Genomic DNA, 22714 nt, shown 5'->3' with positions numbered 1-22714 from the left:
CCCCCGGTCACACCCCCGAACCGGACATCTCATCACTGGGCGACCCCGACGACCACAGACCGCGGCCGCAGCAAACGTGCCGACGGGCACACACCCTGCAACGAAGCCCCATCCTGGACGCCGGGCTTGAACCGGACGCCGCGCACGGACGCCTCATCGGCGGCTCTCCGGCGGGTCGGACGCCACGCACGGGACCCTCATCGGCGAGCTGCGGGGAGACTTTGGCAGATACGGGCCCCTGGCGGGGCCTGTTGCTTCCAAGATCGGCGAGTGGCCGGCCGAGGCGCGGCGGACGTAGCAGGGACGACCGCCACCGGTGGAACACCATGGGTGTCTCCCGGCACCGGTGACACCCGTGGTGTTCCACCGGTGACCTCGGACGGCGGCGCGAGCCAGAGGGCTGGGAGGTGGTCTCGTGAACGGGGCAGCTCGACAGGGCCCGGCTGATCCATCACGACGAGATGCTGCGCCGGCTGCGGCCGGACAGCGGTTCAGATGCGGGCGTCGTCGGCATGGACGCGACCGGCCGGCCCCCGAGGCGGGGGCCGGCCGGTGTCACGCGGGTGTCACCAGAGCTGGGAGACGACGTCCGCCGCCTGCTCCTCCCACTGCGCGTACGCGAAGGGGTAGGCCGAGACCTGCACCGTCTGCGCGGCGGAGGTCAGCGGCAGGTCCTGCCAGCCGCCCACGTTCTTGAGCGCGCTGAAGAACGCCTGCGAGGCGTACTCGGGGTCGGTGATCTGGTCGGGCGAACCCCAACCCGACGACGGACGCTGCTGGAACAGGCCCTGCGAGTCATGGTCGTTGTACGCGCCCAGGTGGCCGAGGTTGTAGAGCTTCGACTCCTGCAGCGAGGTGGCGATCCCGATGACGGCGCCCCGCTCCCCCACGCCGGTCTCCTTGGCCTCCTCGATGATGGCCCTGGCGTTGGCGAGCTGCGCGTCGTCGAGCGGGATGCGCGACTGGGCGCCCTGCACGCCGTGCGGGACCAGCTCCTCGCGGCTGGGCTTGTCGGCGGACGGCTTGGTGGTGGTACCGCCCGTCGTCAGGGCCGACTCGTCGGCCGCGCCCGGCCTGCCCTTGCCGGTGGCCTGCTCAATGGCCGCCACGGCGCCCTCGTGGGGTGCGGTGGTGACCGGGGCGGCCACGGCCGTCGGCCCGAGGGCCAGGCCGCCGAGGGCGGCGACACCCACCACGCTCAGCGCGATCCTGCGGTTCGAGCCCTTCGAGTCCTTCGCGATGGCCGGGAGCCATCGAGTGAAGTCGTACTTCACGATGGTTGCCCTTTCGGTCAGGCGAAGCGCTCCCTGGATGAGCACTCCTTCGGGGGAAACTTCCGCGCCGGACGGGGTTTCGGTTCCGGCGGTACGGGGGACACAACCAGCCCGACCCTGTCGGTCATTCCGGATATGAGCGGGTGCCGGTCGGCTGTGACCCGGGTCACTCGACACTCGTGACAGGCAGGCACGGGCGGTGATGTCCCGGAGGCTCGCGGCGCAACCGGACGGCTGGGACGATCGACCCGGTCGAGGCGGCGGCTCACCCGACGACAGGCGCGCAGGATCTGGGGGCCGGTCGTCCTAGGTGGCGCGGGGGGCGCCGAAGCGCACGAGGACGTGCCAGAGCTGCTTGAGGTGTTGGAGGGTGACCTCCGTCGGCCCGCGGTCGGCCCAGCGGGACGGTTCCGTGACCACCGAGACCGCCGCGCGGCCGATCAGGGCGGCGTCGATGAGTTCGCCCGGGCGAGCGAACTCGGCGTGCACCCGGGCGGCCAGCGGCGGGATGGCCGGTCCCCGGAACTCCGCGTCGATCCGGTCGACGGGCAGCGCGAACCCGGCGTGCCAGCGCAGGGCGAAGCCGTGCCGCCGGGCGAGCGCGGCGAGCGTCGCCCCGGTCTCGGTGCCCCGGAAGGACGGGTCGACGACCATCGCCGCGACGTCCCGGGCGAGGCTCAGCTCGCCGTGGACCTGCGCCTCGATGTAGTCGTCGAGCGCGCGGCCCGCCGCGCCGGGGGCCCACGCGGCGTCCTCGCGCCGGCGCAGCAGCGCCCGGGTCAGGGTCACCACGTCGCCCGGCACGCCGAGGCTGACTCCCGTTCCGTCGGTCGCGGCCAGCAGTGCCGCCAGCACCGGTTCGAAGACGTCCACGGTGCCCAGGTCGCGGGGCCCGAGGTGGCTGTCGCCGAAGCAGAACGTGGCCCGCGCCAGCACCTGCGGACGCAGCCGCAGGTGGCAGGAGCCGAACCGGGGGCACGCGCCGTCCGGATGGTCGAGCAGGTTCAGGCCGCCGTACTTCGGCCGGTCGGCGGGGCGTACGCCGGCCGTCTGGTAGGCGCCGCCGAAGAGCGTCTCCTCCCAGCGGTCCCGGTCGCCGCCGGGGAAGGCCGTCAGGCCGCCGTTGGAAATGCCGGTCTCGAACTGGCTGCGGTAGACGCCCTCGGCGGTGAGGGCGTCGGCGACTGTACGCCCGTCGGCGAGCAGCCGGTCCGGGTGGAAGTTCAGGGTGAGCCGCCCGTTCGCGCCGACCGCCGCGATCAGGTGCTCCGGCCCGTGTGCGACACCCGAGCCGGCGAGCGCCCGGGCGATGGCGGCCAGGGCGGCGGGACGCTCGCGCAGCGCCGTCTCGCGTACGTGCGCGAGGGCGGCGCGTTGGGCGGGGGTGAGTGCCGGCGCCGCATGCGTGGCGGCCGGTTCGGTGGTGGGTCGCACGGCGACGAATCTCCCTTATCAGCGGGCCGGGACGCACCCCGTTTTCGGTTCCGGAGGGCGAGGCGTCGCGGCTGTCGTCCACCCTCCAGGGCCACCCGGAGGTCGCCACCAGACGAGCGATCGTGACCCCTGGTCACGGCCGTGGGCGGGCGGTGCCCGGCCCGTGCCGGGCCGGATGGGCGGCGTCGTTTCACCCGGTGGGCCGGCACCGGGACCGGCGATTACAGTGGGGCCCGAAGCGGAAGGTGACGAATGACTGGTGGTGCGGTGGTCGAGCAGGTGCCCCACCGGATGGTCGCGCGGTGCCGCCACCGGCGGCTGCGCGAGACCGGGTTCGCCACCGCCCTGGGACAGCCGGCGTGACCGGGGCGCGGCACGCGCAGGCGGCGGGCGCCTTCGTACACGAGGGGCTCTTCTACCACGATCGGGACGGTCTGCTCGCGGGCACGGTGCCGTTCATCACCGACGGTCTCGCCGCCGGGGAGCCGGTGCTGGTCGCGATGCCCGGCGCGAACCTGCGGCTGGTCCGCGCCGCCGTCGGCCCCACGGACGCGGTGCGCTGGGCGGACATGTCGGAGGCCGGCCGGAACCCGGGCCGGATCATCCCCTGGGTGTTGCAGGCGTTCATCGAGCAGCACGCCGGCCGCCGCGCACGGATCATCGGCGAGCCGATCTGGGCCGGGCGCAGCGACACGGAGTATCCGGCGTGCGCCCAGCACGAGGCGCTGATCAACATGGCGTTCGCCGGCCGCGAGGCGACCATCCTCTGCCCGTACGACACCGTTGGGCTCGACGCCGACGTGCTGGCCGACGCGTACGCCACGCACCCGATCCTCGTCGACGACGCCGGACGACGGCCGAGTGCCCGGTACGCCCCGGCGGACGTGGTCGCCCGCTACAACAAGCCCCTGCCGAGCCCGACGGAGCCCGTTTCGGCGCTGGTCTACGAGGTCGACACGCTGTCCGCGGTGCGCCGGTTCGTGGCCGGGCACGGCGCGGCCGTGGGGCTGGACGAGGACCGGCTGGCCGATCTCCAGATCGCGGTGACCGAGCTGGCGACGAACAGCGTCGCGCACGCCGGCGGCACCGGCGTGCTGCGCGTATGGCGTACCGCCGAGCACCTGGTCTGCGAGATCCGCGACGACGGCTGGCTGGCCGACCCGCTGGCCGGGCGGCTGACCCCGGCCGCGAACGGCATCGGCGGCCGGGGGCTGGTGATCGTGCAGGCGCTGTGCGACCTGGTCCGCGTGCACACCACCGCCGCCGGGACGACCATCCGGATGTACGTGCGGCACCCGGCGTGACCTTGCGCTCGACGCCGTCACCTCGGACGGCGGCCGGGAGAGCGCCGGCGTGACCGCACGCGGCGGCGCCGGACGCGAAGCGGCCCCGGACAGTCGCTGAGCGGCTGCCGGGACCGCTGGTGGCTGGGCGGAGGTCAGTGCCCGCGGGCCAGCCACTCGTCGAGGTGGGGAGCCTCCGCGCCGACGGTGGTGCTCTCCCCGTGCCCGGTGTGCACGACCGTCTCCGGCGGGAGGGTGAGCAGCCGGTCCCGGATCGAGGCGACGATCGTGCCGAAGTCGCTGTACGAGCGTCCCGTCGCCCCCGGCCCGCCGGCGAAGAGCGTGTCGCCGGTGAACACGACGCCGAGCTGCGGCGCGTGGAAGCTGCACGCGCCGGGGCTGTGGCCGGGCGTGTGCAGCACGGTCAGCGCGGTCCCGGCCACCTCGACGGTCTGCCCGTCGCGCAGCTCCCCGCCCGGCGCCTCGTCGGGGTGCACCATGTCCCACAGCACCCGGTCGGCGGGGTGCAGCAGCACCGGAGCGCCGGTGGCCCGGGCCAGCGCCGGGGCCACCCGGACGTGGTCGTCGTGCGCGTGGGTGGCGAGGATCGCCCGCACCCGTCGGTCGCCGACGGCGGCCAGGATCGCGTCGACGTCGTGCGGGGCGTCGACGACGACGCACTCGGCGTCGTCGCCGACCACCCACACGTTGTTGTCCACGTCGAAGGTCTGGCCGTCGAGGGAGAACGTTCCGGAGGTGACGGCGTGGTCGACGCGGGCCGCCATCAGAGGACCACCACCGAGCGCAGCACGTCGCCCCGGTGCATCCGGGCGAACGCCTCCTCGACCTGGTCCAGGGCGATCTCCTCGGTGACGAAGGCGTCCAGGTCGAGCCGGCCCTGCAGGTAGAGCTCGGTGAGCATGGGGAAGTCGCGGCTGGGCAGGCAGTCGCCGTACCAGCTCGACTTGAGCGCGCCGCCGCGGCCGAAGACGTCGAGCAGCGGCAGGTCGACGGTCATCTCCGGGGTCGGCACGCCGACCAGTACGACGGTGCCGGCCAGGTCGCGGGCGTAGAAGGCCTGCTTCCAGGTCTCGGGGCGGCCGACCGCGTCGATCACCACGTCGGCGCCGAAGCCGCCGGTGGCGGCGCGGATCGCCTCGACCGGGTCGTCGTCGCGGGCGTTGACGGTGTGCGTGGCCCCGAACTTGCGGGCCCAGTCGAGCTTGCGGGGGTCGGTGTCCACCGCGACGATCGTCGTCGCACCGGCCAGCACGGCGCCGGCGACCGCCGCGTCGCCGACGCCGCCGCAGCCGATCACGGCCACCGAGTCGCCCCGGGTGACCCCGCCGGTGTTCATGGCGGCACCGAGACCGGCCATCACGCCGCAGCCGAGCAGTCCGACGGCGGCGGGTCGGGCCGCCGGGTCGACCTTGGTGCACTGCCCGGCGTGGACCAGGGTCTTCTCCGCGAAGGCGCCGATGCCCAGCGCGGGCGTGAGCTCGGTGCCGTCGGTGAGAGTCATCTTCTGCGCCGCGTTGTGGGTGGCGAAGCAGTACCACGGGCGGCCCCGGCGGCAGGCGCGGCACACGCCGCAGACGGCCCGCCAGTTGAGCACCACGAAGTCGCCCGGCGCGACGCCGTCGACGCCCGGCCCGACCTGCTCGACGACGCCGGCGGCCTCGTGGCCGAGCAGGAACGGGTAGTCGTCGTTGATGCCGCCCTCCCGGTAGTGCAGGTCGGTGTGGCAGACCCCGCAGGACTGGATCCGTACGATCGCCTCGCCCGGCCCCGGGTCGGGCAGCACGATCGTGGTCACCTCGACCGGCGCGCCCTTGCTGCGGGAGATGACTCCCCTGACCTCCTGGCTCACGCTTCCTCCTGCTCCACGCCGACGCGTCGCGCCGCCGTCCGTCGGTGCCCTGACGCGGCACCCGATCACGTTCCTCGGGCCGAACCTACTCCCGATCGTCGCGGACGACCGGGGCCGTCGGGCGGTTATCGCGGGCGGCGAGGGGTAGGCGGGGGCACGGTTCGACGCTCGGACGGGAGTGCGCCATGAGGATCAGCCATCTGCCGCTGCGGGTCAGCATCGGCGCGTTCGTCCTCAACTCGGGGATGGGCAAGCGGTCGCTGGAGGGGGAGGCCGCGCAGGGCATGCACGGGATGGCCGTGGGCGCCGTCCCGCAGCTCGGCAAGCTCGATCCGGACCGGTTCGCCCGGCTGCTCTCCCGGGCCGAGATCGCCCTGGGCGCCGCGCTGCTCGCGCCGTTCGTACCGTCGGCGCTGGCCGGTCTGGGGCTGGCGGCGTTCGGCGCGGGCCTGGTGCAGCTCTACCTGCGGACGCCGGGGATGCGCGAGGCGGGCAGCCTGCGGCCCACCCAGCAGGGCATCGGCCTGGCCAAGGACGTCTGGCTGCTCGGGGCCGGCCTGACCCTGGTGCTGGACGACCTCACCCACGGCCGCCGGCGGCGCTGAGGTCCCGCGCCGGCGGCGCGGGACCACGCCCGCGCCGCGTCGCGCCGCGCCCCGGGAGGGCGGTGGGCGTGACACGGCCGGTGCGGCGGGTCAGGTCGGCGTCGCGGCGGGTGTCCGCGCGGCGAGCTCGCGGCGGGCCGCGTTGCGGTAGCGCAGCACCTGGACCGCGCCGAGCGCCCAGAGGACGTACTGCACGGCGAAGGCCCACCGGAAGGCGGTCAGGTCCGGGGTGGCCCGACCGGCCGGGGTGGCCAGGTCGAGCACCACGCCGACGGCCAGCACCAGCACGATCGAGGCGACGAAGCCGCCGACGTTGACGACCCCGGTGGCGCTGCCGATCCGGTTGACCGGGTTGAAGCTGCGCGCGTAGTCGAAGCCGATGAGGGAGGCCGGGCCGTTGACCGCGAGCACCAGCACCAGCGTGACCAGCAGCCAGCCCGGCGCGCGTCCCGGCCAGGCGAGCACGACGGCCCAGACCACGGCGGTGGCGCCGGTGATCGCGAAGACCAGCACCGAACGGTGGAACGGGTGCCGGGCGCAGAGGTGCGCCACCACCGGCCCGGTCAGCAGCATGGCGGCGGTCATCAGGGTGAGCAGCGACGCCGCCCTGGTCGGGCTGAGCCCCTGCCCCTGCACCAGGAACGGGTACCCCCAGAGCAGGGCGAACACGGCGCCGGAGAACTGGGTGACGAAGTGCGTCCAGAGCCCCAGCCGGGTGCCCGGCTGGGCCCACGCGGCGGCGAGTTCCCGGCGGACGTCGGTGAGGGTGGGCGCCGCGCCGGCCGGGACCGGCCCGCCCGGGGTGTCCCGGACGGCGACGACGACCATCAGCAGCACGGTCGCCCCGACCGCCCCGGCGGTGAGGAAGGCGGGGGTCCAGCCCGCCGAGTGCAGCAGGGCCACCAGCGGTACGGCGCCGAGGATCGCCCCGAGCTGGCCGAGCGTGCCGGTGAGCTGGGTCATCATCGCGTAGCGCCGCCCCGGGAACCACAGCGCCACGATGCGCAGCACGCTGATGAACGTCATGGCGTCGCCGAGGCCGATCAGCACGCGGGCGGCGATCGCCAGGGGCACGTCGGTGGCCAGGGCGAAGCAGAGCTGGCCGGCGACCATCAGCGCGCCGCCGGCGATGAGCAGCCGGCGGGACCCGAACCGGTCGAGCAGCACGCCGACCGGCACCTGCATCGCCGCGTACACGGCGAGCTGGGCGACGGAGAAGGTGGCCAGCGCCGAGGCGTTGACCTCGAAGCGGTGTGCCGCGTCGACGCCGGTGACGCCGAGCGAGCTGCGGTGGAACACGGCGGCCACGTACGCGGACACGGCCACGCCCCAGACGAGGCCGCCCGCCGAGCGGAGCGGGGCGAGCGGCGCGGTCAGCACCCTCACCGCAGGGACCGCAGCACGGCCGCGGCGTTGTCGATGTGCGCGGCGACGGCGGCGAGCCAGCGCCCGGGGTCGTCGGAGTCGAGTGCGGCGAGCTGGTCGGCGTGCTCGGTGAGCGCCGTCTCGGCCCAGCCGGGCGAGAGCCGGAAGCTGGCCTCCCCCATCCGCAGCTGCCGGTCGCGCAGCCGCTGGTACAGCTCGGCGAGGATCTCGTTGCCGGCGGCGTCCACGACGGTGGCGTGGAACGCCCGGTCGGCCTGCATCAGCGCGGCCAGGTCACCGGCGGCGTGCGCGTCCCGCATCTCGGCCAGCCGGGCGGCGAGGTCGCCCCGCAGCGCCGCGCGCCGGGGCCAGACCCGCTCGGCGGCGTGCAGCTCGACCAGCCGCCGCGCCTCGATCACGTCGGTGATCTCGCGGGCGGAGACGGGGCGGATCAGGGCGCCCCGCTTGGGGTAGAGGCGGACCAGTCCCTCCGCCTCCAGGCGGAGCAGCGCCTCCCGGACCGGGGTGCGGGAGACCCCGGTGGCCTCGGCGATCTCCCCCTCGCTGACCAGCGACCCGCCCGGGTGGATCTGCTCCAGGATCTCGCGCTTGAGGTGCCGGTAGGCGCGTTCGGCGGCCGAGGGCGCGGCCGTCCGGCCCGACGGGGTGGGATGCGTCATGTATCTATGGTGGGCTCCGCCTCCTCGCCGCGCCCCGCGCCCCCGCCGGGGGTGGCGCGGGCCACCGTCAGCGGATCGAGCGTCAGCAGCCCGTCGCCGTCGACGGCGAACCCGCGCGCGAACGGTGGGCCGAAGCCGCCGAGCAGCCCCGCCAGCCAGCCGGCCTCGTCGGGCGCGGCCCGCTCCAGCCGCATCCGGCGCATCCGTACCGGGGCCGCCCGCAGGCGCCGCAGCGCCCCGGTGTCCGCGTCGAGGGTCGGCAGCCAGAGCAGCCGCAACTCCGGGCGGTACGCCTCCCGCCCGCCGATGCCCTCGTAGTCGTCGACGAGGTCGCCGCAGCCGTAGAGGATGAGCCGGTCGCGGTACACCTCGACGGGGCGGGGATGGTGCGACGAGTGGCCGTGCACCACGTCCACGCCGGCGTCCACCAGCCGGTGGGCGAAGTCGACGTGCGCGGGCGGCACCTCGTACCCCCAGTTGGTGCCCCAGTGCACGGAGACCAGCACCCGGTCCCCCGGCCCGGCCACGGCGGCGATCCGTCCGGCCAACGCGTCCGCCGAGGCGACCGAGACCTCCGGCAGGTACGCCACGCCGGGCGACCCGGCGGTGGCCGCCCAGGGCGGGGGCACCCCGCTGGACGGTACGGCCACCGACCAGACGAGCAGCCGGCCGCCCCGGCCGAGCGGCACCCGGGCGGGCCGCCAGGCCGACGCCGCGTCCCGGCCGGCGCCGGCGGTGGCGATGCCGGCGTCGGCCAGCGCGTCGAGGGTGTCGGTGAGCCCGACCGGGCCGAAGTCGAGGCTGTGGTTGTTGGCCAGGGCGCAGACGTCGAGCCGGGCCGCGGCGAGGCAGGACAGGTTTCCCGGGTGCATCCGGTAGTGGATCGCCTTGGCCGGTGCGTGCTCGCCCCGGCCGGTCACCGCGGTCTCCAGGTTGACCACGCGGGCGTCGGGCCGCAGCTCGTCGAGCAGGTGCAGCGCCTCGCCCCACGGCCAGGTCGGCGGCGCCGGGCGCGGGACCGGCCCGTTGGCGTCCAGGGCGAGGTCGACGTAGTCGCGGGCGTCGCGTACCGCCGGTTCGCGCAGCTCGGGCGAACCCGGCGCGGGCAGGATCGCGTCCACGCCCCGGCCGGTCATCACGTCGCCGCCGAGGAAGAGGGTCAGCTCGGGCACCCGGCCCGCTTTCCCCGTCGCGCCGCCGGCTCACCTGCCGGCGGCGTCCGCGCCGGCCTCGGCCCAGAAGTCGACGAGCAGGCGGTGGAACTCCTCGGCGCACTCGATCTGCGGCATGTGCCCGCAGTCGGCGAACAGGTGGGTGCGGGCGCGCGGCAGCCGGGACCGGGCGGCGTCGAGGTGCGCCGCCGGCAGGATCAGGTCCCGGTCGCCCCAGACGACCAGGGTGGGCACGTCGAGCTGTTCCACCTCGGCCAGCAGCTCCTCGCGCCACTGCGGGCTGACGCCCCGGAAGGTGCCGAGGCTGCGCGCGGTCTCCAGCATCACCCGGGCGGCGTACGGCTGGCGGGCGACCGCCAGGGCGTGGGCGACGCGTTCGGCGGTGGCGAGGGCCGGGTCGTGGAAGAGCGACAGCTCGGCGCGGCGGGCGGCCCAACGGGTGGGCCGCAGCAGCAGCCGGCCCAGCGGGCGCAGCGCCAGCAGCCGCAGCGCGATGGTCACCTCCCGGCCGAAGCCGGCGCTGTTGACCAGCGTCAGGCTGGCCACCCGGGCCGGCGCGGACGCCGCGAGGCGCATGGCGACCGCGCCGCCGAGGGAGTTGCCGACCACGTGCGCCGGCTCCTCGACGCCGACGGCGTCGAGGTAGTGGGCGGCGAACTCGCCCAGCGCCGGCAGGGTGCAGGGGCGGGCCATCGGCAGCGAACCGCCGTAGCCGGGCAGGTCGACGCTGTGCACCCGGAACCGCCCGGCGAGCAGTTCGTGCAGCTCGGTGAAGTCGCGCAGGGTGCGGCCGATGCCGTGCAGCAGCAGCACCGGCGGCCCCTCGCCGTCGACGCGGTGGCACACCCGCCGGCCGTCCACGCTGACGTGCCGGCGTCCGGCCGGGGCGCTCACGCCGGCTCCCCGGCCGGGTCGGCCGCCGGGGGCGCCTCGGGCTGGCGCTGCGCCGGGGCGGGCGATCCGGTGGTGAGCCGGCGGGTGGCGTCGCCCGCGACGCGGTCGAGCGCGAAGGCCACGACCCGCTGGTACGACACGGGCGCCACCCGGGCCAGCAGGTCGGGCAGCTTCGCCGACCAGCCGATCAGCACCCGGCCCCGGCGGCGGTGCACGCCGCGCAGGATCACCTCGGCGGCCCGGGCGGGGTCGATGGTCAGCAGCTTCTCGAACTGCCGGCGGCCGGTCTCGAACTCCTCGGCGGGCACGCCGGCGCCCACGCGGGCGTTCTGCGCGATCCGGGTGCGGATGCCCCCCGGATGCACGCAGGTCACCCCGATCCCCTCGCCGGCCAGCTCCTGGCGCAGCGCCTCGGTGAAGCCGCGGACGGCGAACTTGCTGGCCGCGTAGGCGGTCTGCCCGGCCGGGGCGATGATCCCGAAGAGGCTGGAGACGTTGACCAGGTGCGCGCCCGGCTCGACCCGCAGGGTGGGCAGCAGCGCGTGGGTCAGCTGCGCCACGGCCCGGAAGTTGACGTCGACGACCCAGCTGAACTCGTCCAGGCTCACCTGGTCGAACCGGCCGCCCAGCGCCACCCCCGCGTTGTTGACCAGCAGCCGGAGCGCCGGGTGCCGCCGGCGGATCTCCTCGGCCACCCGCGCGGTGGCGGCGGCGTCGGCCAGGTCGACCACGTAGGCGGTGAGCTGCCGGTCGGGGTGCGCGGCGCGGACCGCCGCGACGACGGCGTCGAGGCGCCCGGCGTCGCGGTCGACCAGCACCAGGTCGCTGCCCCGGCGGGCCAGCCCGTGCACGAGGGCCTCGCCGATCCCGCTGGCGGCGCCGGTCACCACAGCCGTGCCGCCGATGAAGACGAACCTACGCACGGGCGGTCCTCCGTTCCGGTGTGCCGGCGCGGGAGAACCGCACGCCGGGGTCGGTGAGCCGGCCGTGCCGCATCAGCAGGACGTCCCGGGGATAGTTCTGGTGCAGCCGCCACGGCGCCCGGGCTCCCTGCTTGGGCAGGGCGTCGACGCTGCGCAGCACGTAGCCGGCCGTCAAATCGATGATCGGCTCCAGCTCGCCGTCGGGCGGCGGCAGCGGGGTGACGACCTGCTGGCCGGTGCGGTCCAGGTGCCGCAGCAGCCGGCAGACGTAGGTGGCCACCAGGTCGGCCTTCAGCGTCCACGAGGCGTTGGTGTAGCCGAGGGTCATCGCGAAGTTCGGCACCCCGGAGAGCATCATCCCCTTGTAGGCGACGGTGTCGGGCAGCTCCACCTCGGCGCCGTCCACGGTCAGCGTCATGCCGCCGAGGGCGAGCAGGTTGAGCCCGGTGGCGGTGACGACGACGTCCGCGGCCAGTTCCTCGCCGGAGCCGAGCCGGACGCCCCGCTCGGTGAAGGTGTCGACGGTGTCGGTGACCACCGACGCCCTCCCCCGCGCCACCGCGGTGTACAGGTCGCCGTCGGGCACCACGCACAGCCGCTGGTCCCAGGGGTCGTAGCGGGGCGAGAAGTGCCGGTCGACGTCGTAGCCGGCCGGCAGCCGGCCCCGGGCGGCGCGCAGCAGCAGCCGCCGGACCAACGCGGGGGCGCGCCGGCTGAGCTGGAAGTTGGCGGTGGAGAGCAGGACGTTCTTCCAGCGCACCACCGGATACGCGGCCTTCGCCGGCAGCCAGCGCCGCAGCGCGTCGGCCAGCACGTCGCGCGACGGCAGCGCCAGGACGTACGTGGGTGAGCGCTGGAGCATGGTGACGTGGGCGGCCCGCTCGGCCATCGCGGGCACCAGGGTCACTGCGGTGGCGCCGCTGCCGATCACCACCACCCGCTTGCCGGTGTGGTCGAGGTCGGCGGGCCAGTGCTGCGGGTGCACGATCCGCCCCGCGAACCGCTCGGTGCCGGGGAACCTCGGGGCGTACCCGGCGTCGTAGCGGTAGTAGCCGGCGCAGGTGAACAGGAAGGAACAGGTCAGCGCGACCGTCTCGCCGGTGTCGTCGCGCTGGGCGTGCACCGTCCAGCGGGCGCTCGCGCTGTCCCAGTCGGCCCGCAGCACCCGGTGCCGGAAGCGGATGTGGTCGGTGACGCCGTACTCGTCGGCGGTGCGGCGGACGTAGTCGCGGATCGAGTCGCCCTCGGCGATGGCCTTCGGGTCGGTCCACGGCTTGAAGGAGTAGCCGAGGGTGAACATGTCGGAGTCCGACCGAACGCCGGGATAACGGAACAGGTCCCAGGTGCCGCCGATCGCGTCGCGGGACTCCAGCACCGCGTACGTCTTCTCCGGGCAGTTGCGGCGCAGGTGGCAGGCGGCACCCACGCCGGACAGGCCGGCGCCGACGATGAGCACGTCGACGTGTTCGGTGGCCATCTCGTCTCCGTCCGCGGGTGTGACCGGACACTAGCCACGGCTGTCGAGGCTCGTCAACACCCTGTCGAGTCGGATCGACACGGTGTTGATCCGGTGTAGAGTCCCCGGGCATGACACCCGCCCGTACGGCCACCGGCAGCGCGACCGGGCGCGGACGGCGCGCGGCGCGCTCCGTCGGCGACGAGCGGGAGCTGGCCATCCTGGCGACCGCCGAGCGGCTGCTGGGGCAGCGGGCCTTCGCCGACATCTCCATCGACGACCTGGCGCGCGGGGCGGGCATCTCCCGGCCCACCTTCTACTTCTACTTCCCGTCCAAGGACGCGGTGCTGCTGACGCTGCTGGACCGGGTCATCGAGGAGGCCGACGCCGCCGCCGGGAACGTGCTGGAGCGGCTGGCCGAGGACCCACCGGCGCGCTGGCGGGAGCTGATCGACCGGTTCCACGAGACGTTCGGCGCGCACCGCGCGGTGGTGCTGGCCTGCGCCCAGGTGCGCGGCACCAACGCCGAGGTGCGCCGGCTCTGGGCGAGGGTGCTGGAGCGCTGGGTGCACGCGATCGAGACCGCGATCGTGGCCGAACGGCGGCGCGGGGCCGCCCCCGACGGCGTGCCGGCCCGCGACCTCGCCATCGCGCTCAACTCGATGAACGAGCGCGTCTGGTACGCCACCTTCGCCGGCGACGGGCCGGCGGTGGCCGAGCGCGACGTGGTCGACGTGCTGCGCGACGTGTGGCTGGCCGCGATCTACCGCGGCACCGCTCCCCCGCCGGCGTGACCACGCCGGACGGCGGGGTGTGCCGGCACGACCTCGAGGTCGTGCCCCCACCCACGTGCCCGGTTACCGTTGATCTCTCCCGTCGGCGACCCGCCCGGCCTTTCGTCCCCCTGGAGGAGACTTGCGCCCGACCAGCACCCCGTTCTCCGCCGAGCTGCGGGCCGCCAGCGCCGAGGCCCACCAGGGCGCGGAGTCCCAGCGGTACGTCTCCGCCCTGGTGGCCGGCGAGCTGGACCGCGCCGGCTACGCCGCGCTGGTGGTGCAGCACCACGTGATCTACGAGGCGCTGGAGGGCGCCGCCGAGGCGATGCGCCACGACCCGCTCGCCGGCCCTTCGTCGACGACGCGCTGACCCGGCTGCCCGCCCTCGCCGCGGACCTGGAGTTCCTGCTCGGGCCCGACTGGCGCCGACGGATCGACCCGACCCCGGCGACGGTCGCCTACGCCGGGCGCCTCGGCGCGGTCTGCGCCAGCTCACCGGAGCGGTTCGTCGCCCACCACTACACCCGCTACCTCGGCGACCTCTCCGGCGGACTGCACATCGGCCGGTCCCTCGCCCGGCACTACGGGCTGACCGGGGACGCCGGGGCGGCGTTCTACCGGTTCGACCAGATCCCCAGCCCGAAGGCGTACAAGGACGCCTACCGGGCAAGGCTGGACGCCCTCCCGCTCGACGAGGTGGGTCGGGCCGCGCTGCGGGCCGAGGTGCTCGTGGCGTACCGGCACAACACCGAGGTCCTCGCCGCCCTGTCCCACCTCGTGCCGGCCACGGACGTGGAGGTGGCCGCGTGACCGCCCCGTTCGGCGCCGACGTGGTCGCCGCCGTCTGCCGGCACATGAACGACGACCACGCCGGGGACTCGCTGCTCATCTGCCGCACGCTCGGCGGGCAGCCGGCGGCCACCCGGGCCCGGGCCACCGGCCTGGACGCCGAGGGGATGGAGTTCGCCGTGACCGTGGACGACATCGAGGTCCCGGTGCGGGTGCCGTTCGCCCACCGGCTGAGCGAACGCGCCCAGATCCGGCAGGAGGTGGTGCGGATGTACCGGGAGGCGTGCCAGCGACTCGGGCTCCCGCCCCGCCAGTCCGGCTGACCGGACGGCGGTCGCGCCGGCGCGATGTGGCGCGGCGGCGCGACGCCGCCGCACCAACCGGCCACCGCACCCGGTGGGCGATCCCGACCCGTGACCCACGCCGCGGCTCCACAGGGGACGGTGGCGGGGCGCCGGTCGTCGCCGGATTGTGCGACCCTGGGATCGACTGCCCGGGTCACCGGAGGTGATGGCCACGTTACGACTGTGCGAGCTCGTCGCCGTGCCCGGCGCCACCGCGGTGACCCTCGACGTCGCCGCCGGCGCCACGGCCGCCCTGGCCGCCGCCCCGCCGATCGGCACCGCCGTCGCCCGGGTGGTGAGCGGGCTGGCCCCGCCGGTCGCCGGCCGGGTCCTGGTCGGCAACCGGGAGGTAACTACCCTGGCACCGCCGCAGCGCCGCATCGCCTACGTGCCGGCCGGCGGCGCGCTGCTGCCCCACCTGAGCGTGCGCCGCAACATCGCCTACGGCCAGCGCCGACGGGAACGGGTGCGGGACATGGCCGACGCGTGGACGGCGACGGTGGTCGACCGGCTGGAGCTGGCTCCGACGCTGGAGCTGCGACCGCACCTGCTGTCGGAGGCGCAGCGGTTCCGGGTGGCGCTCGCCCGGGCGGTGGCCTGCCTGCCCGAGGTGCTGGTGATCGACCTGCCGACCGGACCGGCCGGCGGTGGGCGGCTGACCGACCTGGTCGGCAGGCTCTCCCCGACGAACACCCCGGGGGTGGCGGTGCTGGTGTGCACGGCCGACCCGGGCTCGCTGGCCGACGTGCCGGTCGTCGCCGAGGTGGGCGGGTGACGCCGGTGGGCCGGGCCGCGCCGGCGGCGCGGCTGAGCCGCCGCACCCTGCTGCGGGCCACCGCCGCGCTCACCGCGACGGCCGGCGCGGGCTGTGCCGCCACGCCGCCGGCGGTCCAGGTCGCGGTCGTGTGGAGCGGCGGCGAGCTGGCCCGTTTCCGCGAGGTCGTGGGCAACTACGGCGCCGACGTGCAGGTGATCAGCGCCGGCAACGACATCGACGCGTTCCTGCGCGCCCGCCAACTGGCCGGCACCAGCCCCGACGTGGCGATCCTGCCCCGGTCCGGGCTGGTCGTCGAGTACGCCCGGCGCGGCTGGCTGCGCGAGCTGACCCCCGCCACCAGCTACGCCCTCCCGCCCGGCATGGCCGACCTGCTCTCCGCCGACGGGCGCCGCTACGGCGTCTGGGTCAAGGCGGCCCACAAGTCGCTGTTCTGGTACTTCCCGTCGATGCTCCCCGCGCCGCCGCGCACCTGGGACCAGCTCGTGACGCTCACCCGGCGGCTCGGCGCGCGGGCCCGCTCGGGCGACGGCCCGGCGCCGCTGGCCGTCGGCGCGGCCGACGGGTGGGTGCTCACCGACTGGTTCGAGAACGTGCTCGCCGACGTGGCCCCGCCCGGCCACTACGAGGCGCTGGCGCGCGGCGAGGCCGACTGGCGGAGCCCGTCGGTGCACACGGCGCTGGACCGGCTCGCCGAGCTGTGGGGCGTCGACGGCGCGTTCCCCGGCGGCGGTCGCCGGGCCCTGCTCACCCAGTACGAGGAGTCGGTGATCCAGGTGGTGCACCACCGGCGGGCCACGATGCTCTTCGAGGCCGACTTCGTCGACGACGTCAGCCGCCGGTTCCGCCGGGGCCCGGAGCAGCCGGAGACCTTCCGCTTCCCGGGCGCCCGGGTGGCCGACGGCCCGCTGATCGTCGGCGGTGACGCCGCCGTGGCGTTCGCCGGTTCGGCCCGTGGGGCGGAGCTGGTGCGCTGGCTCAGCGGCGGCTCCGCCTTCCAGCCGTGGCTGCGCGCCGGCGGCTACCTCTCCCCCAACGTGTCCGTGCCGCTGGGCGACTACCGCGATCCCGTCCGCCGCCGCCTCGCCGCCGAGCTACGCACGGCCGAGGCGGTGCGCTTCGACCTGTCCGACCGGCTGCCGGGCCCGTTCACCGGCTCCGACGGGGTGGGCATCTGGCGGATCATGCAGGACTTCTTCGCCGACGTCACCGACGGGGTCCCCGCCGGCAGGGCGACCCGGCGGGCCGTCGGGCAACTGGCGGCGGCGGCCCGGTCGGCGGGCGGCGGCCGATGAGCCGGGTCCTGGGCGAGCTGGCGGTCCTCGACGACGTCGGGCCGCCCCGGCGCGGGCGGGCCTACCCGGCGGCGGGGGCCACCTCGGCGCTGCTGCTGCCCGCCCTGCTGCTGCTCGGCGGGCTGGTGGCGTGGCCGGTGCTGCGTACGCTGCACGCCAGCGTCACCACCGACGGCCGGTGGGTGGGCGCGGAGCACTTCCGCACCGCGCTGGCCGCGCCCGGCACCGGCGCCGTGGTGGGACGCACGCTGCTCTGGGCGCTGCTGGTGCCGGCGGTGGTCACCGTCCTGGGCTACCTGCTCGCCGCCGCCTCGCGCCGCTCGCAGGAGGGCGGGCTGGTCCGCCTCATCCTGGTGGTGCCCACCGCGCTGCCGCTGGTGGTCACCGGGGTCACCTTCCGGCTGATGTACGACCCGGACCCGGAACGCGGGCTGGCCACGCTGGTCGCGGCGACGCTGACCGGCCGGTCGGCGGCCGACGCCCCGCAACTGCTCGGCCCCCGCCTGGTCACGGTGGCACTGATGTCGGCGTTCGTGTGGGCGTGGGTCGGGCTGGCCGTGCTGGTGTTCCGGGCCGCCCTCGACGCGGTGCCGCCCAGCCTCGCCGACGCGGTGCGCGCCTACGGCGGCAACCGCCGCGACGTGCTCTGGGACGCGCAGTGGCGGCCACTGCTGCTGCGCACCGTGGCGGTGGTGTTCACCCTGGCGGCGCTCGGCACCGCCCGGACGTTCGACCTGATCCTGGTGATGACGCCCGGCTCGGTGCGCGACGAGGCGTCGGTGCTCGCCCTGCGGGTCTGGCAGACCTCCAACGGCGCCACCACCGGCGAGGGCGCCGCGCTCGGCGTGGTGTGGCTGGTGGCGGTGGCCGCCGGCATGCTGGTAGCCGCGCTGTTCGTGCGGCAGGCGTGGCCGCCGCCCCGGGACCCGGTGCCCGTCGCGCCCGAACCGGTGGCGCCCGCGCCACGCCGGACGATCCGGCTGCTGGTGGCGGGCGCGGCGGTCGCCTGGCTGGTGCCGCTCGGGGTGCTGCTCGCCACCTCGCTGCACGGGACGGTGGACGCGGCGGCCCGGGGCTGGTGGTGGAGCCCGCCCGGCCTCGACTCCTACCGGGACCTGCTGACCGGCGCGGAGCTGTGGCGCACGCTGGGCTTCACGCTGGTGCTGGCGACCGTGGTCACCGCCGTGGTGCTGGGCGTCGCGCTGCTCGCCGCGTACCCGCTGGCCTGGCTGACCGGGCCACCCGCCCAGGCCACCGGGCTGCTGCTGATGGCCGCCAGCATCGTGCCGGTGCAGGTCATCGCCGGGCCGGTCAACGAGGTGCTCGGCGTGGTGCTCTCCTCCGGCACGGCGCGTGGCCTGGCGCTGGTGCACGTCGCGCTGGGCGTGCCGTTCGCCGTGCTGGTGCTGCGCAACGCGTTCGCGGACCTGCCCGCCGAGCAGGTACGCGCGGCCCGGGTGGGCGGGCGGCACTGGTGGGGCACCCTGCGGCTGCTCGCCCGGCACAACCGCCCGGCCGTGGTGGCGGTCGCGGTGCTGGAGTTCGTCCAGGTGTGGAACGACCTGGTGGTGGGTCTGCTGTTCAGCGGTCCCGGCGCGCTGCCGCTGGGGCTGTTCCTCGCCGGCCAGACCCGGGGCTTCGCGGCCAACAGCGGGGCGCTCGCCGCCGGCTCGGTCATCGCCTCCGTCCTGCCGGTGCTGCTGGTGGTGCTGGCCCGCCGCCAGCTCGTCGCCGGCCTGGTCGCCGGGGGCGTGCGGTGACGGGGCCGGCTCGCCGCTCGCGGCGGCCCCGGCGGCTGAGCCTGCTGCTCGCGATCGGCGGCGTGGTCGGCGGCACGGTCAGCGCGGTCCTCGGCAACGTCACCGGCAACCTGCTCTCCGAGCTGTCCGTAGCCCAGCTCGGCTCGGCGAGCGCCGGGGTGATCGTGCTCGGCCTCGCCGCCGCGATGATCGTGGAATGGCGCCGCCAGCGGCAGCAGGCCGCGACGCCGGACGACACCGAACCGCCGCCCGTCGCCGGCGCGCCCACCCTGCCGTGGCCGGCCGGGTTCACCGGGCGGGCCGGGCACGTCGACGCGATCATCGACCTGTTGGAGAAGGAGCACGCGGTCGCGGTGGTCGGCCGGCGGGCCGTCGGCACGTCGGCCTGCGCCATCCAGGCCGCCAACCTGTGCCGGGACGACTTCCCGGACGGCCAGTACTACCTGGACCTGCGCCGGGGCGGGCGGCGGCACGACGCCCGGCAGGTGCTGACCGCGCTGGCCCGGATCCTCGGCACCCGGCCGCCGGCGTCGGGGCGCGCCGACGACCTCGCCGACGCCGTCGACGAGCTGAGCGGCCAGCTCGACGGCCGGGCGACCCTCGTGGTGCTGGACAACGTGGACGACCCGGCCCAGGTCCGGCCGCTGCTGCCGCCGACCGCGCGGACGTGCCGCCTGCTGCTGGCCGGCACGGGAGCGTTGGCCGCGGTGGACGGGGTGGTGGCGCACGGGATCGCCGAGCCGGACGCCGACGACGCCGTCGAGCTGTTCGCCGCCGCCGGTGCCGCCGCGCCCGTCGCCCGGCCGCACCGCCCGGACCCGCGAACCGACCCGGCGGTACGCGACCTCGTCGAACTCTGCGGGCGGCAGCCCCGCACGGTCGCGGAGCTCGGCCGGCGTACGGCGCAGCACGGGTGGCGGCACAGCGACGTGCTCGACGCGCTGCGCCGCGCCGTCGACACGCCCCCGCACCAGCACGTCGCCGCCTCCCCGGCGACCCTGCTGGTGACCGCGCGGGACACCGCGTACCACGCGCTGGGCGGCGAGGCAGGGCGGTTGTGGCGGCTGATGTCGCTCAGCCCGGTGCCGCTGGACCGGCCGACGATCGGGGCGCTGGCCGGCCGCCGCCCGGACCGGGTGGCCGCCCTGCTGCACGAGCTGGCCGCCGGCGGGTTCGTCACCGGCGCGCCCGGGGACCGCTACGAGGTGCGCCCGCTGCTGGCCCCGTACGCCCGGATGCACCTGCGCGACGCGGAGCCGGCGCGGCGGCGGGTCGCCGCGCAGGCCCGGCTCACCCGACACCTGGCCCGGCGGGCCGAGCGGCACGCCGCGAGCCTCGCCGTGGTCGGCTCGCCGCCGGACCGGGAGCCGACGCTGGCGCTGGACGACGACCCGTACGGCTGGTTCGACCTGCACCAGGAGCTGCTGCTGGCCGTGGTCAGGGTGCCGGCGGGCGCGGCGGAGACCCTGCCGCGCCGGGTCCGCCGCTGGTGGTTCCGCCTGGCGGTGGCGCTGTGCGGCTGGCTCGCCCACGCCGAGCGCCTCGACGAGTGGGCGGAGGTGTGCCGCACGGTGCTCGCCACGCCCACCGCCGACGACCGGCCGGAGATCGCCGGCTGGGCGCACAACGAACTGGGGGTGCTGCGCCGCCGCCGGGGCGACCCGCAGGCGGCGGCGACGGCGCTCAGCCTCGCGGTGGCGGAGCGGGGCCGGCGCGGCACCGCGCAGGCGCGGATGAACCTGGGCCTGGTGCTGCTGGACCTGGGGCAGTTCGACGACGCGGTGGAGCACCTGGAGCTGTCGCGGCGGCACCGCTCGGCGGCGGACCGGGCCGGGCACGCGCTGACCGATCTGGGCCTGGGCGCCGCCCGGCTGTCCCGGGGGGAGCTGGAGGTCGCACACCGCCACCTGGTCCGCGCGGCGAACGCCTTCCGCGCGCTCGGCGACGCCCGGGGCTACGCGGCGGCGCTGACCAATCTGGTGCTGGTGCACGCCGGGCTCGGCGAGCACCTCGACGCGGCGCAGTCGTGGCGGGCGGCGCTGCGGGAGTACGAGTCCGTGGCCGATCCGACCAACCGGGCCGCCGCGCTACTCAACGCGGGTGCCGCGCTGTTGTCCACCACGCCGGCCCAGGCCCGGCAGGCGTACGAGCTGCTGGCGGAGAGCCTGCGGCTGCGCGACGGGCGGCCGACGGCCGGCCTGGGGCGGACCCTGCTGCACCTGGGCGACGCGGCGGCGGCCCTCGACGACGCCGACGAGGCGCGGCGGCACTGGGCGGACGCGGCGGGCGTGTGCGAGGAGGCGGGGGACGTCGACGGTCAGGCGGCGGCCGACGCCCGCCTGGTGGGCAGCGACGCGCCGGCCTGAGCGGGGGCCCGCGCCAAGGCTCAGCCGTCCAGCCGGCGCACCATGTTCATGATCGTCTCAAGTTGGGCGCCGCCCTTGATCGGGTAGTTGGTCGCGCCCAGGTAGCCCCACCAGTCCCAGCAGCCGTTCGGGTTCGTGGCGGTGGTGCCGGCCTGCGGATAGAGCACGATCAGGTTGTTGGTGTCGGCGTACTGGTTGAGGTTCGCCCGGTCCACGAAGGCGGTGCCGACCGCGCCGTGGCCCTGCAGGCAGCCGTGCAGGGCCACGAGCAGCCGGCACGACTGTCCGGCGGCGCAGGACGCCGGCACGTAGGCGAAACCGTCGGCGCCCATGCTCAGCCCGGGAGCCCAGCCGTTGACGGCGTACGTGTGCTGGCTGAACCGGATCAGGCTGCCGCCCAGCGGGCCGGTGTTCGGCGCCCGCACGCTGCCGAGGAGCTTGCCCAGCAGGGCGTTCTGCGGGTCGGTGCCGCAGTCGTCGAGGAACGGCGAGGCGGTGACGGTGCACCCCAGGGTCCCGTACGGGGTGACCCAGGCGTGGCCGGCCGGGGAGCCGCTGTCGTACTGCACGCTGGCACCGAAGTGCTGGTAGTACCGGACCAGGTCGTCGGTGACGGACTTCTTGACGACGGTGTCGTTGGTGCCGTGGAAGACGTACACGGGATCGCCGGACAGGTTGCCCACCGGGTCGACCCAGCCGTAGGAGGCCCACGTCCGGGTGTACGTCTGGAGGGCCGACACGTTCGTGGGGTACGCGTTGTCGCCGCAGCCGCCGAGCGCCTGGGCGACGTTGTTCTGCGCGCAGTAGTACGGCCCCGCGGCGAAGACCGCCGCGCCCCGGATCCGCGACGAGTAGGCGACGTGCAGCTGGGTGGCCATGTAGCCACCGGAGGAGACGCCGGCGACGTACACGCCGGAGACGTTGTGGGGGCGCAGGGTCCCGGCGACCGGGGCCTTGGTGGCCGGGGTGGCGGCCTGGGCGGGGGCCGCGGTCGTGAGGACGAGCAGCAGGGCGGTGACGAGGGCGGCGGTGGCCTTCAGCGGTACGGTCATGGCGCTCTCCTGTCCGGGAGCGGCGGCGGTGGTGCCGGCGTGCGCAGACGCTAACGTGACGCAGTGCACAGTGGACATGAGTGCCGTCGACACCTCGGGTGACGTCGGAATGTCCGAGACCGACACAGGGGCCGCCCCGATCGGCCCTCAGGTGGGGCCACCGCCCGGCTGCGGCCCGCTGCGCGCGGCGTCGCCAGCGGCGACCCTCACTCGGCGCGCCACACGGCCTCGCGGGGCGGGCCGGGCTCGGCCCAGCACAGCCCGCCCTTGGCGGCCACGCCCGGCAGCCCCTCGACCATGCGGCTGATGTCCACGAGCGACGCCAGCGACACCACGACGTCGTTGCGCAGGTCCGCCACCGCCGTCTCGAGGTCGTCCTCCTCCGCCGCCCAGTCGATGTCCGCCGCCCGCAGGTCGGCCACCGCGTGGTCGGTGAGCACCTGCGGATCGGTCACGGCCACCGTGAGCCGGCAGTACACGTTGAGGGTGAGCGGTTCCGGGGCGCCGACGTCGGTCATGCCCTCAGCATGACCCACCCGGGCGGATCGGGACCAGACGCTTTCACTTAGGGCTTGACCTAAGTTTGCGTCGCCGGCATACT

At 75.7% G+C, this 22714-nt stretch carries 20 protein-coding genes and 1 pseudogene; 9 read left to right on the top strand and 12 right to left on the bottom strand.

Annotated elements, in window-relative coordinates:
- Positions 1-566: 566 nt before the first annotated feature.
- The gene (locus F6X68_RS08225; RefSeq protein ID WP_151453687.1) at positions 567-1274 is read right to left on the bottom strand and encodes a hypothetical protein; all 708 of its coding nucleotides are present in this window, start codon (positions 1272-1274) and stop codon (positions 567-569) included.
- A gap of 306 nt (positions 1275-1580) precedes the next feature.
- Positions 1581-2708, bottom strand: a complete 1128-nt coding sequence (locus tag F6X68_RS08220) for a DUF3626 domain-containing protein (protein WP_151453686.1) — start codon at positions 2706-2708, stop codon at positions 1581-1583.
- A gap of 359 nt (positions 2709-3067) precedes the next feature.
- On the opposite strand from F6X68_RS08220, the gene F6X68_RS08215 reads away from it, so the two are divergent.
- Positions 3068-4012 carry a sensor histidine kinase gene (locus F6X68_RS08215; RefSeq protein WP_151453685.1) on the top strand — a complete coding sequence of 315 codons (945 nt, stop codon included), beginning with the start codon at positions 3068-3070 and terminating at the stop codon, positions 4010-4012.
- Between the two features lie 134 nt (positions 4013-4146).
- Here F6X68_RS08215 and F6X68_RS08210 read toward each other — a convergent pair whose 3' ends face one another.
- Positions 4147-4776 carry an MBL fold metallo-hydrolase gene (locus F6X68_RS08210; RefSeq protein ID WP_132239708.1) on the bottom strand — a complete coding sequence of 210 codons (630 nt, stop codon included), beginning with the start codon at positions 4774-4776 and terminating at the stop codon, positions 4147-4149.
- Positions 4776-5861 (bottom strand): S-(hydroxymethyl)mycothiol dehydrogenase, encoded by a 1086-nt coding sequence (locus tag F6X68_RS08205; RefSeq protein ID WP_151453684.1) that lies wholly within the window; start codon positions 5859-5861, stop codon positions 4776-4778. Before F6X68_RS08205 ends, F6X68_RS08210 begins: the two co-directional genes overlap by 1 nt.
- 185 nt (positions 5862-6046) lie before the next feature.
- Here F6X68_RS08205 and F6X68_RS08200 point away from each other — a divergent pair, with 185 nt between their 5' ends.
- On the top strand, positions 6047-6466 hold the full coding sequence (locus F6X68_RS08200; protein WP_151453683.1) for a hypothetical protein: 420 nt from the start codon (positions 6047-6049) through the stop codon (positions 6464-6466).
- 90 nt (positions 6467-6556) lie between these two features.
- Here F6X68_RS08200 and F6X68_RS08195 read toward each other — a convergent pair whose 3' ends face one another.
- Genes F6X68_RS08195 through F6X68_RS08170 form a run of 6 tightly spaced genes read right to left on the bottom strand, consistent with a single transcriptional unit; the run spans position 6557 to position 12977 of the window.
- A complete protein-coding gene (locus F6X68_RS08195) occupies positions 6557-7852 on the bottom strand; it encodes a nitrate/nitrite transporter (protein WP_225852058.1) in 1296 nt (431 codons plus the stop codon).
- The gene (locus tag F6X68_RS08190; protein WP_151453682.1) at positions 7849-8511 is read right to left on the bottom strand and encodes a GntR family transcriptional regulator; all 663 of its coding nucleotides are present in this window, start codon (positions 8509-8511) and stop codon (positions 7849-7851) included. Before F6X68_RS08190 ends, F6X68_RS08195 begins: the two co-directional genes overlap by 4 nt.
- A complete protein-coding gene (locus F6X68_RS08185) occupies positions 8508-9683 on the bottom strand; it encodes a CapA family protein (RefSeq protein WP_192581325.1) in 1176 nt (391 codons plus the stop codon). Before F6X68_RS08185 ends, F6X68_RS08190 begins: the two co-directional genes overlap by 4 nt.
- A 30-nt stretch (positions 9684-9713) precedes the next feature.
- Positions 9714-10577 (bottom strand): alpha/beta fold hydrolase, encoded by an 864-nt coding sequence (locus tag F6X68_RS08180; RefSeq protein WP_151453681.1) that lies wholly within the window; start codon positions 10575-10577, stop codon positions 9714-9716.
- Positions 10574-11500: an SDR family oxidoreductase gene (locus tag F6X68_RS08175; RefSeq protein WP_151453680.1), complete on the bottom strand. Its 927-nt coding sequence runs from the start codon at positions 11498-11500 to the stop codon at positions 10574-10576. Before F6X68_RS08175 ends, F6X68_RS08180 begins: the two co-directional genes overlap by 4 nt.
- The gene (locus F6X68_RS08170; protein ID WP_151453679.1) at positions 11493-12977 is read right to left on the bottom strand and encodes an NAD(P)/FAD-dependent oxidoreductase; all 1485 of its coding nucleotides are present in this window, start codon (positions 12975-12977) and stop codon (positions 11493-11495) included. The genes F6X68_RS08175 and F6X68_RS08170 overlap by 8 nt, the downstream gene beginning before the upstream one ends.
- A gap of 110 nt (positions 12978-13087) precedes the next feature.
- On the opposite strand from F6X68_RS08170, the gene F6X68_RS08165 reads away from it, so the two are divergent.
- From F6X68_RS08165 to F6X68_RS08135, 7 genes and pseudogenes are all read left to right on the top strand, one after another.
- Entirely contained in the window at positions 13088-13750 is a 663-nt protein-coding gene (locus tag F6X68_RS08165; RefSeq protein WP_151453678.1) for a TetR/AcrR family transcriptional regulator, read from the top strand.
- Positions 13751-13871: 121 nt separating this feature from the next.
- Positions 13872-14542 (top strand): annotated as a pseudogene (locus F6X68_RS08160) (heme oxygenase (biliverdin-producing)).
- Positions 14539-14844, top strand: coding sequence for a DUF2470 domain-containing protein (locus F6X68_RS08155; RefSeq protein ID WP_151453677.1), 306 nt, complete (start codon positions 14539-14541; stop codon positions 14842-14844). The pseudogene F6X68_RS08160 and the gene F6X68_RS08155 overlap by 4 nt, the downstream one beginning before the upstream one ends.
- A 187-nt stretch (positions 14845-15031) precedes the next feature.
- Positions 15032-15640 carry an ATP-binding cassette domain-containing protein gene (locus F6X68_RS08150; RefSeq protein WP_151453676.1) on the top strand — a complete coding sequence of 203 codons (609 nt, stop codon included), beginning with the start codon at positions 15032-15034 and terminating at the stop codon, positions 15638-15640.
- Positions 15637-16935 carry an extracellular solute-binding protein gene (locus tag F6X68_RS08145; protein WP_192581324.1) on the top strand — a complete coding sequence of 433 codons (1299 nt, stop codon included), beginning with the start codon at positions 15637-15639 and terminating at the stop codon, positions 16933-16935. Before F6X68_RS08150 ends, F6X68_RS08145 begins: the two co-directional genes overlap by 4 nt.
- Complete coding sequence (locus F6X68_RS08140; RefSeq protein WP_151453674.1) at positions 16932-18695, top strand: ABC transporter permease subunit; 1764 nt, start codon at positions 16932-16934, stop codon at positions 18693-18695. Before F6X68_RS08145 ends, F6X68_RS08140 begins: the two co-directional genes overlap by 4 nt.
- On the top strand, positions 18692-21061 hold the full coding sequence (locus tag F6X68_RS08135; protein WP_151453673.1) for a tetratricopeptide repeat protein: 2370 nt from the start codon (positions 18692-18694) through the stop codon (positions 21059-21061). The genes F6X68_RS08140 and F6X68_RS08135 overlap by 4 nt, the downstream gene beginning before the upstream one ends.
- A 20-nt stretch (positions 21062-21081) precedes the next feature.
- Here F6X68_RS08135 and F6X68_RS08130 read toward each other — a convergent pair whose 3' ends face one another.
- Both F6X68_RS08130 and F6X68_RS08125 read right to left on the bottom strand, forming a co-directional pair.
- The gene (locus F6X68_RS08130; protein WP_151453672.1) at positions 21082-22113 is read right to left on the bottom strand and encodes a PHB depolymerase family esterase; all 1032 of its coding nucleotides are present in this window, start codon (positions 22111-22113) and stop codon (positions 21082-21084) included.
- Positions 22114-22319: 206 nt separating this feature from the next.
- A complete protein-coding gene (locus F6X68_RS08125; protein WP_151453671.1) occupies positions 22320-22631 on the bottom strand; it encodes a hypothetical protein in 312 nt (103 codons plus the stop codon).
- Positions 22632-22714: the final 83 nt, after the last annotated feature.

The organism is Micromonospora sp. AMSO12t (assembly GCF_008806585.1).
GTDB classification, from domain to species: domain Bacteria; phylum Actinomycetota; class Actinomycetes; order Mycobacteriales; family Micromonosporaceae; genus Micromonospora; species Micromonospora reichwaldensis.
This window is presented reverse-complemented; position numbering and strand designations above follow the sequence as displayed.

Bases quoted from the DNA above. Each gene is read 5' to 3' on its own strand.
- F6X68_RS08210 (WP_132239708.1), bottom strand. From the start codon at position 4,776: ATGGCGGCCCGCGTCGACCACGCCGTCACCTCCGGAACGTTCTCCCTC.
- F6X68_RS08200 (WP_151453683.1), top strand. From the start codon at position 6,047: ATGAGGATCAGCCATCTGCCGCTGCGGGTCAGCATCGGCGCGTTCGTC.
- F6X68_RS08190 (WP_151453682.1), bottom strand. From the start codon at position 8,511: ATGACGCATCCCACCCCGTCGGGCCGGACGGCCGCGCCCTCGGCCGCC.
- F6X68_RS08170 (WP_151453679.1), bottom strand. From the start codon at position 12,977: ATGGCCACCGAACACGTCGACGTGCTCATCGTCGGCGCCGGCCTGTCC.
- F6X68_RS08165 (WP_151453678.1), top strand. From the start codon at position 13,088: ATGACACCCGCCCGTACGGCCACCGGCAGCGCGACCGGGCGCGGACGG.
- F6X68_RS08150 (WP_151453676.1), top strand. From the start codon at position 15,032: ATGGCCACGTTACGACTGTGCGAGCTCGTCGCCGTGCCCGGCGCCACC.
- F6X68_RS08140 (WP_151453674.1), top strand. From the start codon at position 16,932: ATGAGCCGGGTCCTGGGCGAGCTGGCGGTCCTCGACGACGTCGGGCCG.
- F6X68_RS08130 (WP_151453672.1), bottom strand. From the start codon at position 22,113: ATGACCGTACCGCTGAAGGCCACCGCCGCCCTCGTCACCGCCCTGCTG.
- F6X68_RS08125 (WP_151453671.1), bottom strand. From the start codon at position 22,631: ATGACCGACGTCGGCGCCCCGGAACCGCTCACCCTCAACGTGTACTGC.